This window comes from Enterococcus malodoratus ATCC 43197, from assembly GCF_000407185.1.
Taxonomy (GTDB): Bacteria; Bacillota; Bacilli; order Lactobacillales; family Enterococcaceae; genus Enterococcus_A; species Enterococcus_A malodoratus.
In genome coordinates this window covers 1,225,089-1,240,696 of sequence record NZ_KE136481.1, presented here as the reverse complement: position 1 = coordinate 1,240,696, position 15,608 = coordinate 1,225,089, and the positions used below count along the sequence as shown (strand labels likewise).

Annotated in this window: 12 protein-coding genes and 1 other annotated feature (1 of these 13 only partly in view); of the genes, 11 read left to right on the top strand and 1 reads right to left on the bottom strand. The window is 39.8% G+C overall.

Annotated features, from left to right (window positions below):
• Window positions 1–30 precede the first annotated feature (30 nt).
• The 7 genes from I585_RS06210 (at window position 31) to I585_RS06180 (ending at window position 8,553) form a co-directional block, all read left to right on the top strand.
• The gene (locus I585_RS06210) at window positions 31–801 is read left to right on the top strand and encodes a WxL domain-containing protein (protein WP_010743238.1); all 771 of its coding nucleotides are present in this window, start codon (window positions 31–33) and stop codon (window positions 799–801) included.
• Between the two features lie 49 nt (window positions 802–850).
• The gene (locus I585_RS06205; protein WP_010743239.1) at window positions 851–3,844 is read left to right on the top strand and encodes a pectate lyase-like adhesive domain-containing protein; all 2,994 of its coding nucleotides are present in this window, start codon (window positions 851–853) and stop codon (window positions 3,842–3,844) included.
• Window positions 3,845–3,883: 39 nt separating this feature from the next.
• Window positions 3,884–4,681, top strand: coding sequence for a WxL domain-containing protein (locus I585_RS06200; RefSeq protein ID WP_010743240.1), 798 nt, complete (start codon window positions 3,884–3,886; stop codon window positions 4,679–4,681).
• Window positions 4,682–4,789: 108 nt separating this feature from the next.
• Window positions 4,790–5,872 (top strand): WxLIP family cell surface protein, encoded by a 1,083-nt coding sequence (locus tag I585_RS06195; protein ID WP_010743241.1) that lies wholly within the window; start codon window positions 4,790–4,792, stop codon window positions 5,870–5,872.
• Window positions 5,847–6,620, top strand: a complete 774-nt coding sequence (locus tag I585_RS06190; RefSeq protein WP_034708428.1) for a class A sortase — start codon at window positions 5,847–5,849, stop codon at window positions 6,618–6,620. Before I585_RS06195 ends, I585_RS06190 begins: the two co-directional genes overlap by 26 nt.
• 19 nt (window positions 6,621–6,639) lie before the next feature.
• Entirely contained in the window at window positions 6,640–7,080 is a 441-nt protein-coding gene (locus I585_RS06185; protein WP_010743243.1) for a hypothetical protein, read from the top strand.
• Window positions 7,081–7,089: 9 nt separating this feature from the next.
• Window positions 7,090–8,553, top strand: coding sequence for a helix-turn-helix domain-containing protein (locus tag I585_RS06180; RefSeq protein WP_010743244.1), 1,464 nt, complete (start codon window positions 7,090–7,092; stop codon window positions 8,551–8,553).
• 102 nt (window positions 8,554–8,655) lie between these two features.
• On the opposite strand, the gene I585_RS06175 is transcribed toward I585_RS06180, so the two are convergent.
• Complete coding sequence (locus I585_RS06175) at window positions 8,656–10,008, bottom strand: aspartate kinase (protein ID WP_010743245.1); 1,353 nt, start codon at window positions 10,006–10,008, stop codon at window positions 8,656–8,658.
• Window positions 10,009–10,324: 316 nt separating this feature from the next.
• Here I585_RS06175 and I585_RS06170 point away from each other — a divergent pair, with 316 nt between their 5' ends.
• The 4 genes from I585_RS06170 to I585_RS06155 all read left to right on the top strand — a co-directional run bounded on the left by I585_RS06170 (window position 10,325) and on the right by I585_RS06155 (window position 15,454).
• Window positions 10,325–12,046 (top strand): septation ring formation regulator EzrA, encoded by a 1,722-nt coding sequence (locus tag I585_RS06170; RefSeq protein WP_010743246.1) that lies wholly within the window; start codon window positions 10,325–10,327, stop codon window positions 12,044–12,046.
• Window positions 12,047–12,183: 137 nt separating this feature from the next.
• Entirely contained in the window at window positions 12,184–13,326 is a 1,143-nt protein-coding gene (locus I585_RS06165) for a cysteine desulfurase family protein (RefSeq protein WP_010743247.1), read from the top strand.
• A 96-nt stretch (window positions 13,327–13,422) separates the two neighbouring features.
• Window positions 13,423–14,631: a tRNA uracil 4-sulfurtransferase ThiI gene (gene thiI / locus I585_RS06160; RefSeq protein WP_010743248.1), complete on the top strand. Its 1,209-nt coding sequence runs from the start codon at window positions 13,423–13,425 to the stop codon at window positions 14,629–14,631.
• Window positions 14,632–14,818: 187 nt separating this feature from the next.
• The gene (locus I585_RS06155; RefSeq protein ID WP_010743249.1) at window positions 14,819–15,454 is read left to right on the top strand and encodes a redox-sensing transcriptional repressor Rex; all 636 of its coding nucleotides are present in this window, start codon (window positions 14,819–14,821) and stop codon (window positions 15,452–15,454) included.
• Between the two features lie 33 nt (window positions 15,455–15,487).
• Window positions 15,488–15,608: a binding site (T-box leader), on the top strand; it runs 93 nt beyond the window's last position.

Below are 15,608 nucleotides of genomic sequence, written 5' to 3'. Positions count from 1 at the left end.
CATTTTTGATAAAAGGAAGTGTGTCATTACATGAAATATCTAGCACTTTTCAGTTTCGCAATGTTAAGTATCTCAGCTGCGGCGATCGCTCCTACAGCTGAAGCAAAAGAGTATCATTCAAATGGGATTGTTGAGTTTGTTCCTAATGATGAAATAACACCGCCGGTTGATCCGGAAAATCCAGACCCAGAAAAGCCGGTTGATCCAGTGGATCCGACTGAACCCGGCGGTGAACCAGAACCAGGAACAGCAGGTCCGCTATCGATTGATTATGTCTCGAGTTTTGATTTTGGTAAAAATAAAATATCCAATAAAGATGAAACCTACTATGCTATGGCACAGCACTATAATGGGCATTCAGACTCGCCCAACTATCTTCAAGTGACGGATAATCGTGGAACAAATGGTGGTTGGACTCTAACAGTAGCGCAGAATGGACAATTTATGGCTGAGAAAAAAGTGCAGCATAATAATTTATTAGGTGCTCAAATTACGTTAGCAGATCCAGAATTGAAATCAAACGCAAGAAGTGTGCTGAAACCGGATGCCGCATCCACTATCCACGTTGATCCAGCCGGAGCTGTTTCACTAGTACTGACAGCAAAATCAGGAATAGGATCAGGAACTTGGGATGAATATTGGGGGAAAGTTGAACCATTTGTTAGTAAAAGTGTCTTGCCTAAGCAAAGCTACAATATTACGAAAGCAGTGTCTTTAAGCGTACCTGGAAGTACGCCTAAAGATGCGGTTACGTATAAAACGAGCTTAACGTGGACGCTTAATGATATTCCTGAGAATTAGTGTATGAGTAATTTTTTGTTTTGAAAAATAGAAAAGGAGGAGATTTGTAGTGTTTAGTAAGATAGCAAGTATCGTTCTTTCCGCTAGTCTGCTGCTGAGTATTCCGGTGTTAGCTGCTGCTGATGTTAATCAATCGGATTCTACAGAAACGCAGATTGAAAAGACTTCTGGAACAGAGTCTTCTGAGCCTACGCCGCCTTTGACCACAGATTCCAGTTCGACAGTATCAACAAGCTCCTCGGAAAGCTTACCATCGAAAGAAAATCTTGAGTTGGTTGAAGCAGAGCCGACCGATAGTACTACCAGTGATCAACCTGCTGGAACTACAGATTCAAATGAAGAAAATGATCCAGTGACACCCAGAATACAAGATCTTGCCAAAAGTACAAAAGCCGCTGAATCGGTAGACACTTGGGCTGAACTGAAGACAGCTGTGCAGAATAAGAATATTACGGCAATTACTGTAACAACGGATCTGACAGCAAGTTCAACAGGGCCAAAAGTTGATCATGGGGTGGCTGTTGATTTTGGCAACCATCAGCTTGATATTAAAGGGTATGACTTTGATATTAAGGATACTGGTGCTTTGACACTTAAAGATTTGAAATTCACGGGAACGGGAGTGGGTAACTTAGCCGAAGGTGAAGGAAAACTAACTCTAATGGGAACAGTTAGTTCAGGTCCGGGCAATCATGCTGGTATCGCGGATATGAATACTGGGACGGTCGTCTTTGATGGAGTCGTGTTGACTTACGATCGTGATACAGCGATTGCTGGAGGCGTAATTGCAAAATTCTTTACAATTACCAATCAATCTCAAGTGACTTCCACAGCGATCCGTTTTTATGAAAATCAAGTTGCTGCCAGCGATGGGAGCCAAATCATTATTGAAAAAGGTTCGATCGTTAAAACGAATAGTGATAAAGGGAGTATTTCCGGACAAGTTTGGAAAGTTGAAAGACAAACCGATTTTTGGATTCGAGATGAGGGAACCAAACTGTTGATGGAAGGGAATATTGCCTATACCGGTGAAGACGGCGGGCTGTTTATTTTTAATGCAGCGAACTCAACGATGAATGTTTCTGATGGGGCTTATTTTGAAAGCCACTCACAAAAAGCGCCCGCATTATTGCTTCAAAGTAAGGGCGGTTCCTTCAATGTCAAAAACAAAGGAAAAATCAAGCTGATTTCCGATGGGCAATCCAATACACTGGGAGCCACTTTACGTTTTAGATTAGATGGTGATATGACCTTTAATGTAGAAGATCATTCTTCCATTGAAGTAAATAAAACCGCAGGAAATGCCCCAGCCATTCGAATGTATGGCGGGAATAATAAAATAAATGTTTCCGGCGGGTCAGATTTTATCGTTACTAACCAAGGGGATGGATCGCCCAATGACCCTGGCGTTGATGCCGGCAATCAGGGGATCCTTTACACCGCTGGAGCCAATAACGAGTTCAATTTGAAAGATGAAAATTCTTCTGTCTTAATTGATGCTAAAAATGGCGCCGCGATTGATTCCAAAACGTACTCCATGAATATTGTCGCAGATCCAGGAACGTATTTCGTTACGCGGGGTGCGACAAATACAGCTGGTCGAGGAACTTTTAATGCTGGGGCATTGAATTTCACGATGAACCAAGTGAAGTATTTTGATTTTGCCAATCGTCGTTCTGGCGGGGGGAGAATCATTGAATCAAGTGCCAGTTCAAAATTTGAAAGTAATAAGGCGGACTTAGCTGTTTGGAATGCCGGATCAGATTTGAACGGTACTCCGACAAGGCAATGGTTCACGGTTGACTATAAGTTGTCGGGGACGGATCTGGCAAATTTGGATTCTTCGTCCAGTGCAACGATGTCTAGTGAGTTTGGAAAACTAACAAATTACTCGCGGATGATGGCAAATAATCAAGCGGCTGTAATTGAAGACTTACGTGTACCAACGAATGCAGATAAATATATTTATGCCCATGCCTCAGTACCAGAAGCAAAAGGCGAAATTCGCGATGCCTATGACAATGAGGTTCTGCTAAAAATTGGTATTTATGATACAACGGGCAAAGAGGTCGGCCAAGTTCAAGGAACGTCAGTCGGTTCGGCAATGAGTGTCTACGGGGATCCGGCGCGAGCTGGTATGTTTAAAATTGATTCCTCAGACAAAGACTTTCTTAAAGCGGGCTATACCATGAAGGTGTTAGAAGCTTGGTCAGGGCAGTATGAAGGAAAATGGATTCATCAGAGCCGACCAGAAGATATCAAAACAGATTCGGTTCTAACCTATGACGTAACACCGACAAAACCGGCTAAATTAGTTGGCAACGCGACAACGATTGCACCCGGAACCAAGGAATTACAAGGAACTGGTGAATCAAATACCGATGTCAGCTTGACATTAAATGGCAAAGAAACAGGGCTGACTGCCAAAACAGACAGTTCTGGAAAATTTACTTTGACCTTACCAGATAACCTGAAGAAAAATGATGTTTTACAAATTTTCTTAAGAGATCATGCTGGAAAGGCCGAAATATCAAATCCGCCAGCTATCAACAATGCTGTCGGAAATATTGAGCCTGCGGAAGAGTTAACTTTTCATGATGCTGATTTCTTAGCCGCACTTAAAGTAAAAGTGGCGGGATCATTGGAATTTACTGCACCGAGTGCAATTGATTTTGGCATGAATGAAATTACTACCTCAACGCAGACACTGACTCCCAAAATCACCGGGTCATTAGAAGTATCTGATACAAGAGGGGCAACTGCTGGTGATTGGCAGCTGCTGTTAAGTGAGAAAACGGGGCTAACCTCAGCTGATAACGATCTTAGCGGGTTGCTGGTTTATACAAATCAAGGCGGAAAAGTTTCGATTGGCTCGACACCAGCATTAGTAGAGAAAAGTGATAAGGACAGTAGATCGCAAGTTATTAGCGACAACTGGAATAAAGAATACGGATTGCACCTCGTTGTACCTGTAGAAAAACAATTAAAGGGTGACTACAACGGAACTCTTAATTGGACGTTGCAAGATGTTCCAGGAAACTAGAATTAAAAAAAGTTCATGTAAAAAAGGAGAATACAACAAATGAAATTAGGTAAAAATTTATTGATGTCAAGCTTGATCTTAGGTTCAATGTTCGCGGCACCAATCGCCACTCTTGCTGCAAACAATGGGGGCGAATACAAGTCAAATGGAGTAATCGAATATGTCCCTAGCACCGATCCAACCGATCCGGTTGACCCGACTGATCCAGAAAAGCCAGTTGATCCGACTGACCCAACAAATCCTGAAGGACCTAATCCAGGAACAAATGGACCTTTATCAATTGACTTTGCCTCAAGTTTTTACTTTGGCAAACAAAAGATCACTTCTCAAAATGAAACATACCATGCAGATGCGCAGTCTTACCAAATCTTAGGTGCTGATGGCAAACCGACAGGTGACGTTAAAAAAGGACCTAACTATGTTCAAATTACAGATAATCGCGGAACAGAAACAGGTTGGACATTAAAAGTGAAACAAGATGGTCAATTTCTTTCTGAAGGAAAACATGCAGAGGATAAACAAGCTGAATTAACTGGAGCTCAACTAGTCTTGAATAACGGGCATGTTGTGACAAATTCGGCTTCTGCAAAACCAACAGGTACGGCTAAAATTACTTTAGATCCAACAGGTGCTGAAGCTGACGTGATGGTTGCAAAAGATAAAGAAGGAGCCGGCACATACCTATTAGATTGGGGTACCGATGAAGCAACTGGGGGTCAATCTGTTGATCTTACAGTTCCTGGCTCAACAACAAAATATGCAGAAAAATACGCAACAAAATTAGTTTGGACATTAACAGATGTACCTGGAAATGGCAGCACAACGCCAAAATCATAGTCTTGATTGGATTATGTACTGTAACAAAATGAACGAACAAATAGTAGTCAGAGCCATAAATTGTTCAATTTATGGCTTTAGCTACTCTATACATAGGAGATTAGAACGATGAAAATCAAAAGAATACTGCCCTTTTTATTATTAATTATGCTTGCCCTTTTTACGCAGGCACTGATTAGCCATGCCAGTGAGTTTAATTTCGCGGTAACCCCAACAATTCCTGAAAACCAAATAGACAAGTCTAAGACTTATTATGATCTGGCGATGACGCCAGGGCAGCAACAAACCCTTGAGACAGTTTTACGTAATGATACGGATAAAGAAGTCAAAGTAGCTATGAGTACTGCGAGTGCTACGACTAATATCAATGGCGTTGTAGAATATGGCAAAAATGCAATCAAAGCAGATAAAAGCCTAAAATATAATTTGGCCAATTATACAGAGCTTCCCAAAGAAGTTTTACTTAAACCACATACAGAATCTATTGTAAAAATCAAAGTTACCATGCCTAATGAAACATTTGATGGTGTGATGGCTGGCGGAATTACCTTTAAAGAAGTAAAAGACACTGCTCAAACAGACAGTTCATCAGATGAAAAGGGACTGGCAATCAAAAATGAGTATTCTTTTGTTGTTGCCTTACTGATGCGCCAATCAGAAAAGACAGTCCCAGCTAATTTAGTGCTGAACACGGTTAAGCCAGATCAAATTAATGCGCGGAATGTCATTTTATCTGATTTGCAAAATGATCGAATGACCTATATCAATCAAGTTGCTGTTGATGCTGAAATCACTCAAAAGGGCGACAAGCAAGTATTGTATTCAGAACATAAAGATGGACTACAAATTGCTCCTAACTCAACCTTCAGTCTGCCGGTCTCACTCAAAGGTGATCCGCTAAAAACTGGGGATTACCATATCAAAATAATTGCTTATGGAAATAAGAATACGGATGGTCAATTTACTCGAGGAAAAGATGTTCATTATAAAGATCGTTGGATTCTGGAAAAAGACTTCACGATTGATGGAACAAAAGCGAAAGAGCTGAACAAAAAGGATGTCTCGATTAAGAAAGACAATACCTGGATATTTGTTTTAATAGGGATTCTTCTATTATTATTGGTTCTATTTATTCTTTGGTTCATTTGGAGAAAGAAGAAAAAAGATGAAGAAGAACAAAAAGAAGAATAGGCTGTTTAAAGGATTGGCGCTCATTTTGCTCTATACAGGGGTATTGATGGTGTCATTGCCATGGCTCAAAACGACCATTATTGTCGCAAAGGATTCGAGAACTTCAATCACGCAGGTAACGAACTTAAGTGAAGTTAGAGATATTCCCTTCAAGCGTGTTGATCCACCGACACTTAATCAAGTTTTACTGAGTAAACCTAACGACCAGTCAGCAATTGGTGAAATTCAGATTGCTGATTTAAATATAGCGCTGCCGATTTTTGCTGGACTTGATTCTACACAACTGATTTATGGAGTAGGGTCAATGTATCCTGACAGAAATCTGAAAAAAGCAAATTTGGTTTTATTAGGACATCATCTTGGTGCGCAAGAACTACTTTTTGGTAATTTAGTTAATGCGCGCAAGGGGCAAGAGATACAGCTTAGCTATCTAGGGAAGTATTATGATTATGTGATCGATCAAAAACAGGTGGTCGACGAAAAGGATCTAGCAGAGTTAGCTGCGGCTGAAAAGCCGCAGTTAACTCTAGTTACTTGCGATAGTCCGGATTACACAACGAAACGTGTGATTGTAAAAGCGAATCTTGTGAAGCAGTCGTCAGATAAAACGAAACAAGTGATGAAGATAAATGAAACCAAATTTTTGAAGAAAAAACAGCAAATAAATCTGAAACGAATCGTGCTGCCCTTATTTTTACTTGTGTTGGGACTAATTTCAGTGACGTATCTGATAATCAAAAAAATTTAATCGATTAATGAGGCTTAGAATGAAAAAGAATATTCTGTTCACTTTAGCAGTTGTTTGCTTGCTTTCATTGTTTTCAACGATTGACAGTGAAAATGTTTATGGCGAAAATCAAATTTTGAATCCTGTTGATCCGCAAGAGGCAGTAAACCCAATACCGCCAGAAGAAAAAGCGGAAAGCAGCTCGAAAAATCTGCCGGAAGCCTCTACAGTAGAATCTACGAGTGAAACAAAACCGGAAACATTGAAGCAAAAGACGCCTGCTCCAGTGAAAAAGAAGAAAAAAAAGAACCCGCGAACGTTCATTACGGATGATTTTTTTTCAGCGAATGCAATCGCGCTATTAGATGATGGCAGATCGGATGGTGCGGGTGGTCAAGATCGAGAAGAAGAAGATCAATTGGTTCAAGTAGTGAAATTACTTTCTGGTGTGGTACTTCATGGTCGAAAGTTAGAAAAGTAGGGTTTAGTTATGAAATTAGAAAGCTTTATTAGTAAAGATGATAAAAGGAAAATAGATATTATCAGGCTTTTAGAAGAAGCGACCGATTTTTCGTACTTAAAAGTTAATCTGCAGGAGCAAATGGGATTATCTGATTTTCTCTTTGATAAAACAATGAGTGAGTTAATACATGATTTTGAATCCTATCAAATTGATCAGTTTTTCCAACTGGAGATCGACAAATTTGAGGTTCATCTGACAGAAGCTTACCAAGCAACTTCGGATTTATTATTAGAAAACTACTTGCGAAATTCTCAAGGCTTTGAGATCCTGCTGGCCATTTTTGAAGGCAAACTTAAATCAGTTAATGATTATGCGCTTGACCATTACAGCAGCTATACGAATATTTATAAGCAAGTCCAGCAAATAAAAAAAGAGTTCAAGCCATATGGGATTGAACTGGATAAACAGTATCGACTGGTAGGCAATGAGTGCAATCTCAGAATGGTGCTTACTCGAATTTTCAAGTTTGCCTATCCTAATCAACTGACTCTCTATTCGGAAGAACTGATTCAACGCTTGGACGATTCATTAATAGAACTGTCAAAGCATGAAGGATTTAACCTTGCAGAAAATGTGAAGAGCCTGTATCGGCATTACCTAGCACTTGCTATTATGCGAAACAAAAATGGTTTTGAACGGGCCGCGTATGAAAACAATCAGCAGAGAATTATTGATAATTTGACCGCTGCTTATCCTAACAAAATTGGCCACTTAAATGCTGTATTGGAACGAGCTTTTGGTACTGAGTTGATGGAAGCAGATCGTCAGGATATTCTTTCTCTGCTTTACGTGAACCAAGGGTTTGATTCAGTGGTTGATCAAAAAGTTTTCATTGGGAAACGGATTACGCGTTTAAATGAGCGATTGATCCAGTCCTTTATTGATGCTTGGGGAAGCCATTCATCTGATAAGTTGGTTCAGGTATTTAATGATTTTAATCGGATTCACTATGAGGCAATTTACTTTCCATTGAATACACTCTATTCTTTTGAGCGTTTTGATATGACATTTTTTAAAGATTCCTATTTTGAGTATTTTACTTTTTGCCAAAAATATTTGTCAGACCAGTCCTTTTTAAAATCTGAAGACTTGCTGGATGCCAGAATTTATCTTTTTTCCAAATATCTGCTTACCTTTATTATGTATATTCCTATGGAGGAGATATCCGAGCCGCTTTCCGTCTGTATCGATTTTTCTTTTGGCCAGCAGTACAATCAGTTTATTGCTCGAAATTTGTCTTTCTTTATAAATTTTGTCATCAACATAACGAATGTAGCTGATGATCAGACCGATTTAGTTATCACTGATCTGAATAAATTGTACGACAAAAGGCATAGTGAAAAGATTTTGTGGTTAGCACCTCCAAGAGCGACCGATTGGGCCAATCTGGCTAAACGACTAATTGAAATTCGAGCTGGAAAAAGAAAATAAGTAAAAACAGTATAAGCTTAAGTAAATCGGTAAAACGAAAAAGGTAGCTGGTGCCAATCAGCACTTGCTACCTTTTTAAGTATTGGTTTATTGGATATATGGTTAATCAAAGAATGTATAGTAGAGGGAACGAACGGCCAAACGTTCTTGTTCGCTGCGAATCGCGAAGATGATACTGCGTTCATCAGCTCCTTGGGAAATCATCCGCAAGTTAACATTTTTACGTGCCAGAGCAGCAGTGCTGTCTGAAGTAGTGCCAGGTCGTTCTCGCATACCCTCGCCAACTAACGCCACGACAGATAGCCCGTGTTCGATTGACAATTGATCGGGTTGAATCTGTTCTTCTATCTGTTTCATTAGCTCGGCTTCAATATCCCGAGTTAACTGACGTTCCCTTAAAATGATCGAGATGTCATCAATTCCTGAAGGCATGTGTTCGAAACCAATGTTTAAATCTTCAATGATTTGCAGGATTCGCCGAACGATCCCGACTTCTCGGTTTAATAAATATTTTCCGATAGTAATCCCGCAGAAGCCGCCATCGCTGGCAACCCCAACGACCTCATTCCGAGTTTCATCTTCAAAGGACTTCTTAATCAAGGTTCCTTGACACTCAGGATTATTGGTATTTTTGATGATGACGGGAATTTGTGCTTTAAAAGCCGGCATCAGCGCTTCATCGTGAAAAACGGTAAAACCTGCGTAAGTTAATTCACGAATTTCTCGATATGTGGCATATTCAATCAGTTCTGGATCGTGAATATATTTTGGACTGGCAGCAAAAATACCATCGACATCAGTAAAGTTTTCGTAGAGATCCACTTTCAAACCTGCTGCGACGATTGAACCGGTAATGTCAGAGCCGCCCCGCGAGAATGTACAAAGATGTCCATCCTTCGTGTAGCCGAAAAATCCAGGGATGATCAAAATTTCTGATGAATCATGCCATTGATAAATTTTTTCATAGGATTCGTCTAAAATCCGAGCGTTTTGCGGTTCGTTGGAAACGGTGATACCTAATTCTTTTGGATTAATGTAGCGAGCCTTAGTCCCGCCTTTTTGAAAACAAGCAGCAACTAATTGTGCATTCAAGTTTTCTCCGCTGGCTAAAAAACTGTCTAAGGCATAAGGATCTGTCTCATTAAAATTTTCTTGCAAGTGCTGTAGTTCAGCAGTAAATTTTTTTTCAATATCGTCATCTACGTGAAATTCAGTTGCGATTTCTGTGTAGCGGGCAACGATCTCGCGAATTAACGTTTCAGTTTCATGTTTGTATAAAACAGCATTGTAAAATTGAATCAATAAGTCGGTGACTTTTTTGTCTTTATTGGTTCGCTTTCCTGGAGCTGAAACCACCACGAAACGACGCTCGGAGTCGTCAGTAACGATCTGTAAGACTTTTTTTAGTTGTTCAGCTGAAGCTACTGAGCTTCCGCCAAATTTAATCACTTTCACTTTAATCACCTCTTATTTTAATGTGGCTTTAATATTATCTGAAAAGTCGTACAATTTCAAGAGGATTCGTCGCTTTCACGAATAGAAAATTTTATAAAATTACAATATTCTTAAATTTATAGTAATTGAAGCGATCTCCAAAAAATGCTAGTATGAGGAGTGACTGTGCGATAGGCATTTAAAAAACGAATTCGAAACTAGCTAGTGAAGAGAAAAGTCTTTTGTGTTATAATCTACGTTAGATGTTTTCGCCAAAAACAGGAAATAGTGGACCATTAAATAAACTGAATCTTGATAGTTGAAAGGAAAATCATACATGGGAAGTAATGTAATCATAGGGATCGTTATCGGCTTAGTCATACTGGCTGCCGTTTTATACTTGATTGGTTATCTGATGAAGAAAAAGAATCAAGAACGCTTAAAAGAACTTGATAAAAGGAAAGAAGCGTTATTCGATCTTCCCGTTGTGGAAGAAGTCGATGAAGTGAAGAAAATGCACCTTGTCGGCCAAAGTCAGAATACTTTCCGTGAATGGAATCAAAAATGGACGGACGTTTCGACAAAATCTTTTGCGGAATTAGAAAGTCAAATTTTTGAAGTTGAGAGCCAAAATGAAACCTTCCGTTTTATGAAGGGCAAATCAGCAATCGAAAGCGCTGAACGTACGATGACTGAGATGGAAGAAGAAGTTGAAGGCATTCGCGCTGGATTGAAAGAATTGCGTGAAACAGAAGAACGAAATTCATTAGCTGTTCAACAAGCACTGGATGTTTTTGAAGAACTGAAAAAGGATATGAAGGAAAAGAAAGACAACTTTGGTCCTGCTTTACCGGAAATCCAAAAGCAAGTGAAGAATGTTGAAATCGAATTTACACAATTTGTGACTCTGAATACCTCCGGTGATCCGATTGAAGCCCGTGAAGTGCTAGACGAGGCTGAGAAGCATACCTATGAAGTTCAAGAAATGATGCAAAAAGTTCCAGCTATTTATGAAGATTTAGAAAAAACTTTCCCAAGTCAAATTGATGAGTTAGAAAAAACTTACAAGAAGATGATGGCAGAAAATTTTGTTCTACCTGAAGATAATTTTGAAGAACGTTTAGGGCAAGTAAAAAAACACTTGGAACGTTCATTAGAGGATTTAGAGAAAATTGAATTAGGTACAGTGGAAACAGCGAACAAAGAAACTGCTGAGTTGATTGATGATCTATATGCAACGCTAGAAAAAGAATTTGAAGCGAAAAAATATGTTACGACGAATCGTAAAACGATTGGTGAATACATTGCTCACGCTTCTCGCAACAATCATCAGCTGATGGTTGAATTGGATCATACTTCTCAAAGTTATGCATTGAATAATAATGAGTTGGGACGTGCCCGCGGTTTCCAAACAGAGATCGAAGAATTAGAACGTCGCAACCGCAACATTGAACCGCAGATTGACAAACATGAGCTGCCATATTCAGAGGTTCAAGTCTTTTATAAGGATGCTTTTAAAGTCTTAGACGATATCGAAACCAAACAAGTTGAAATAGACGAAGACTTGCACGATTTGCGCAAAGGTGAAAAAGAAGCCTCTGCCAAAATCGAAAAATATGAATTCCGCTTACGTAATTTGAAACGCTATGTAGAACAACAGCGTTTACCTGGGTTGCCAGGCGACTACTTAGAATTTTTCTTCGTAGCAACAGATCGTGTAGAGGAATTAAGCAAATCATTGAATAAGATTCGAATCAACATGCAGGACATCAACAAACTGGTCAGCCTTTGTGATGAAGACATGGAAATGTTGGATCAAAAGACCTATGATCTAGTTGATGCAGCAGCTTTGACCGAACAAATGATGCAATATGCGAATCGTTATCGCCATACACATCCTGACATCAAAACTGCAATTGAAAATAGTCTAGAGTTGTTTAACAAAGAGTATCGCTATCAAGATGCTTTGGACGAAATTGGTACAGCGTTAGAACGTGTTGAACCAGGCGCATTCAAACGAATAGAAGATTTCTATTTCAATAACCGAGATTTAGTTTAAGCTGAGCGACCTGCTCGGCTTTTTTTTTGCGAATTATTGACGATAGTTTATGAAACTCTTCTTATTTGTAAGGAATACTTGAAGACTTGTGGCTTTCTCGCTATAATAGGAAAGAATTTTTGAAGGAAGGTCAGATAATGATTTATTTTGATAATAGTGCAACGACCGCAATTTATCCGTCGGCACTTGATACATATGTAAAAACTAGCCAGCGCATCATGGGGAATCCTTCAAGTCTGCACGACTTAGGAACCCAAGCGAACCGTCTACTGCAACAGGCCCGCAAGCAAATTGCGGAGCTCTTGAGTGTTCAGGATAATGAAATTTATTTTACTAGCGGCGGCACGGAAGGCGACAACTGGGTTTTGAAGGGAACGGCAATCGAAAAAAGAGACTATGGCAATCATATTATTATTTCGAGTGTTGAACATCCAGCAGTCAGCAGAACAGCTCAACAATTAAACGAACTTGGATTCGAGGTCAGTATCGCACCAGTTGATAGTAAAGGCTTCGTTCAGGTTGATAAACTAGCTGAATTGATTCGGCCTGAAACAATTCTAGTTTCTGTTATGGGCGTTAACAATGAGATGGGAGCAATCCAACCAATTGTAGCAATCAGTGAAATCTTGGAAGATTATCCAACGATTCATTTTCATGTGGATGCAGTGCAAGCCATCGGAAAAGTTGATCAAGCGAAATGGTTAACACCACGTGTTGATTTTGCCACTTTCTCTGCACATAAATTTCATGGGCCGCGCGGTGTTGGCTTCATTTATTGGAAAGCTGGCAGAAAATTAGCACCATTATTGAACGGTGGCGGGCAGGAGAATGGGCAGCGTGCGACGACTGAAAATCTTCCTGGAATCGTAGCTATGAGTCGTGCTTTACGTTTACATCTTGAGAGAAAGGCAGAACGGCCTAATCACACAGCGATTATTCGCCAGTATTTGAAAGAGGCCTTAGCCAGTTACGATAAGGTAATGATTTTTTCTGGGGATGAGAACTTTGCTCCGCATATCTTGACGTTCGGTATTAAGGGGATACGTGGAGAAGTATTGGTTCATGCATTGGAAGAAAAACAAATCTTTGTTTCTACTACTAGTGCCTGCTCTAGTCGGAAAAAGGTCGACAGTTCAACCTTACATGCCATGAATGTTCCACACGATGTTGCGACTACAGCAATTCGTGTAAGTTTGGATGAAGCGAATACGATGGCTGAAGCAGAACAATTTATGGTGATAATCAACCATCTCTACGAAAAATTTTCAAAGATAAATTAAACGCGAATATCGCCAAAGTCGATTGTTTTGTGAAAAGACTGGCAGATTATTTATAGTTTAGAAAAGAATATGGTAAAACGAATGAGGAGAATGACTGTGCAATATACTGAAATTATGGTGCGCTATGGGGAGTTATCGACAAAGGGGAAAAATCGTCGTAGTTTCATCATGCGACTCGCTCAAAATGTTCGAAACGCCCTGGGTGAATTTCCAAATTTAAAAATTCAAGCGGATCGTGATCGGATGCATATATTATTAAATGGTGAAGATAGCCGCTTAGTATTTCCAAAATTGAAAAAGGTCTTTGGAATTCAAAATTTTTCACCAAGTATTCGGGTTGAAAAAAACTTGGATGCTCTTGAACAAATGACCCATCAAATCATGCAAGAAATTTACACTGGGAAAGAAACATTCAAAATCACGGCCAAACGCAGTGATCATACCTTTGAACTAGATAGTCATGGTTTGCAGCAATTTTTGGGTGACGCTGTGATCGATATTTTCCCAGAAATCAAAGCTCAAATGAAACGTCCGGATATCAATTTACGCGTGGAGATTCGTCAGGACGCAGCCTATCTTTCTTATGAGACGATCAAGGGAGCAGGCGGGTTGCCAGTTGGTACTAGCGGCCGCGGTATGTTGATGCTGTCTGGTGGGATTGATTCACCGGTGGCGGGCTATTTAGCGATGAAACGTGGAGTCGAGATTGAAGCAGTTCATTTTGCAAGCCCACCATATACTAGCGAGCAGGCCTTACAAAAAGCTAAAGATCTAACAGAAAAATTGACCCCATATGTTGGCGGAATTCAATTTATCGAAGTCCCATTTACAGAGATTCAGGAAGAAATAAAAAAACGCAGTCCGCAAGGCTATTGGATGACACTGACACGTCGAATGATGCTGCGTTTGACAGATGCGATTCGTGAAATGCGCCATGGTCTAGTGATCATTAATGGGGAATCATTAGGACAGGTAGCCTCGCAAACGTTACACAGCATGGTAGCGATCAACGAAGTGACAACAACACCAATTATCCGGCCAGTTGTAACGATGGATAAGACAGAAATTATCGAATTGGCGGAAAAAATTGATACTTTCGAATTGGCGATCCAACCATTTGAAGACTGCTGTACGATCTTTGCACCGCCGCAGCCGAAGACACGTCCTAAATTGGAAAAAGTTTTGGAATTAGAAGAACGTTTTGATATTGAAGGCTTAATGGCACGTTGCTTAGCAGGAATTAAGATTGAAGAAATTACTCCTGCACAAGCAGAGAGAGCCGAAGAATTTGCGGACTTACTATAAAATTTTTGAGCAGGAAAGGACACTTTCTTGCTCTTTTTTTGTCAAAAGATTGTTATTGATTTTTTTCCATGTTAAAATCATTTATGTGAAGTAATTAACAAAGGTGTGGATTCCACGTTTTGCTTTGGCAGGGTGGTTCTAAGCACGAACTGTTTTTATTACCCTAAAACGAACAAGGAGAACAAACATGGAGCGGATAATTGAAAAACCTCAACTATCAAAAGCAACGACAAAAAGATTGTCTTTGTATTTGCGTTGTTTAAAAGGATTGGAAAAGAATGGTGTTACCCGCGTCAAATCTTCTGAGTTAAGTAAAATGACGCAAGTCGGGTCCGCGACGATTCGACGAGACTTTTCTCATTTCGGTGAACTTGGACGCAGCGGTTACGGCTATGACGTTAGCGATCTGATTAAGGTTTTCAGCGATATGTTAGAAACAAAAGAAGAAAAGCGGATTGCATTGATTGGTTGCGGTAATTTAGGACAAGCTCTTTTAAATAATAATTTTCGCCGCAATGAAAACTTGAATATTGTCTGCGCTTTTGACAATGATCCAGAAAAAGTTGGAAAAGAAATTTGCGGCTATTACGTTTATTCAATTGATGAGATGAATGATGTTTTGGCAAAAGAAAAAATTACTGTAGCCATTTCTACTGTTCCAAGTCAAAATGCACAAGGGGCGATTGATCAAGTAGTTGCCAATGGGGTCACTGCCATTTTGAATTTTGCGCCAGATCCCTTGAAGGTTCCGGAAAATGTTCATGTACATTATATTGATTTAACATCAGAATTGCAGACGCTGATCTATTTTGATGGACAGTAGGACTTTACAAGTTTCTGACTTCATTGTAGAATGATTCATACGATGATCAAGAGGAGTACATGAGCAACGAAGTCTTAGAGAGAAGATGCCTGGCTGAAACATTTTCACTTTGACTCATGGAAGGTAGCTTGGGAGTTTTGCGAGCTGAATCAAG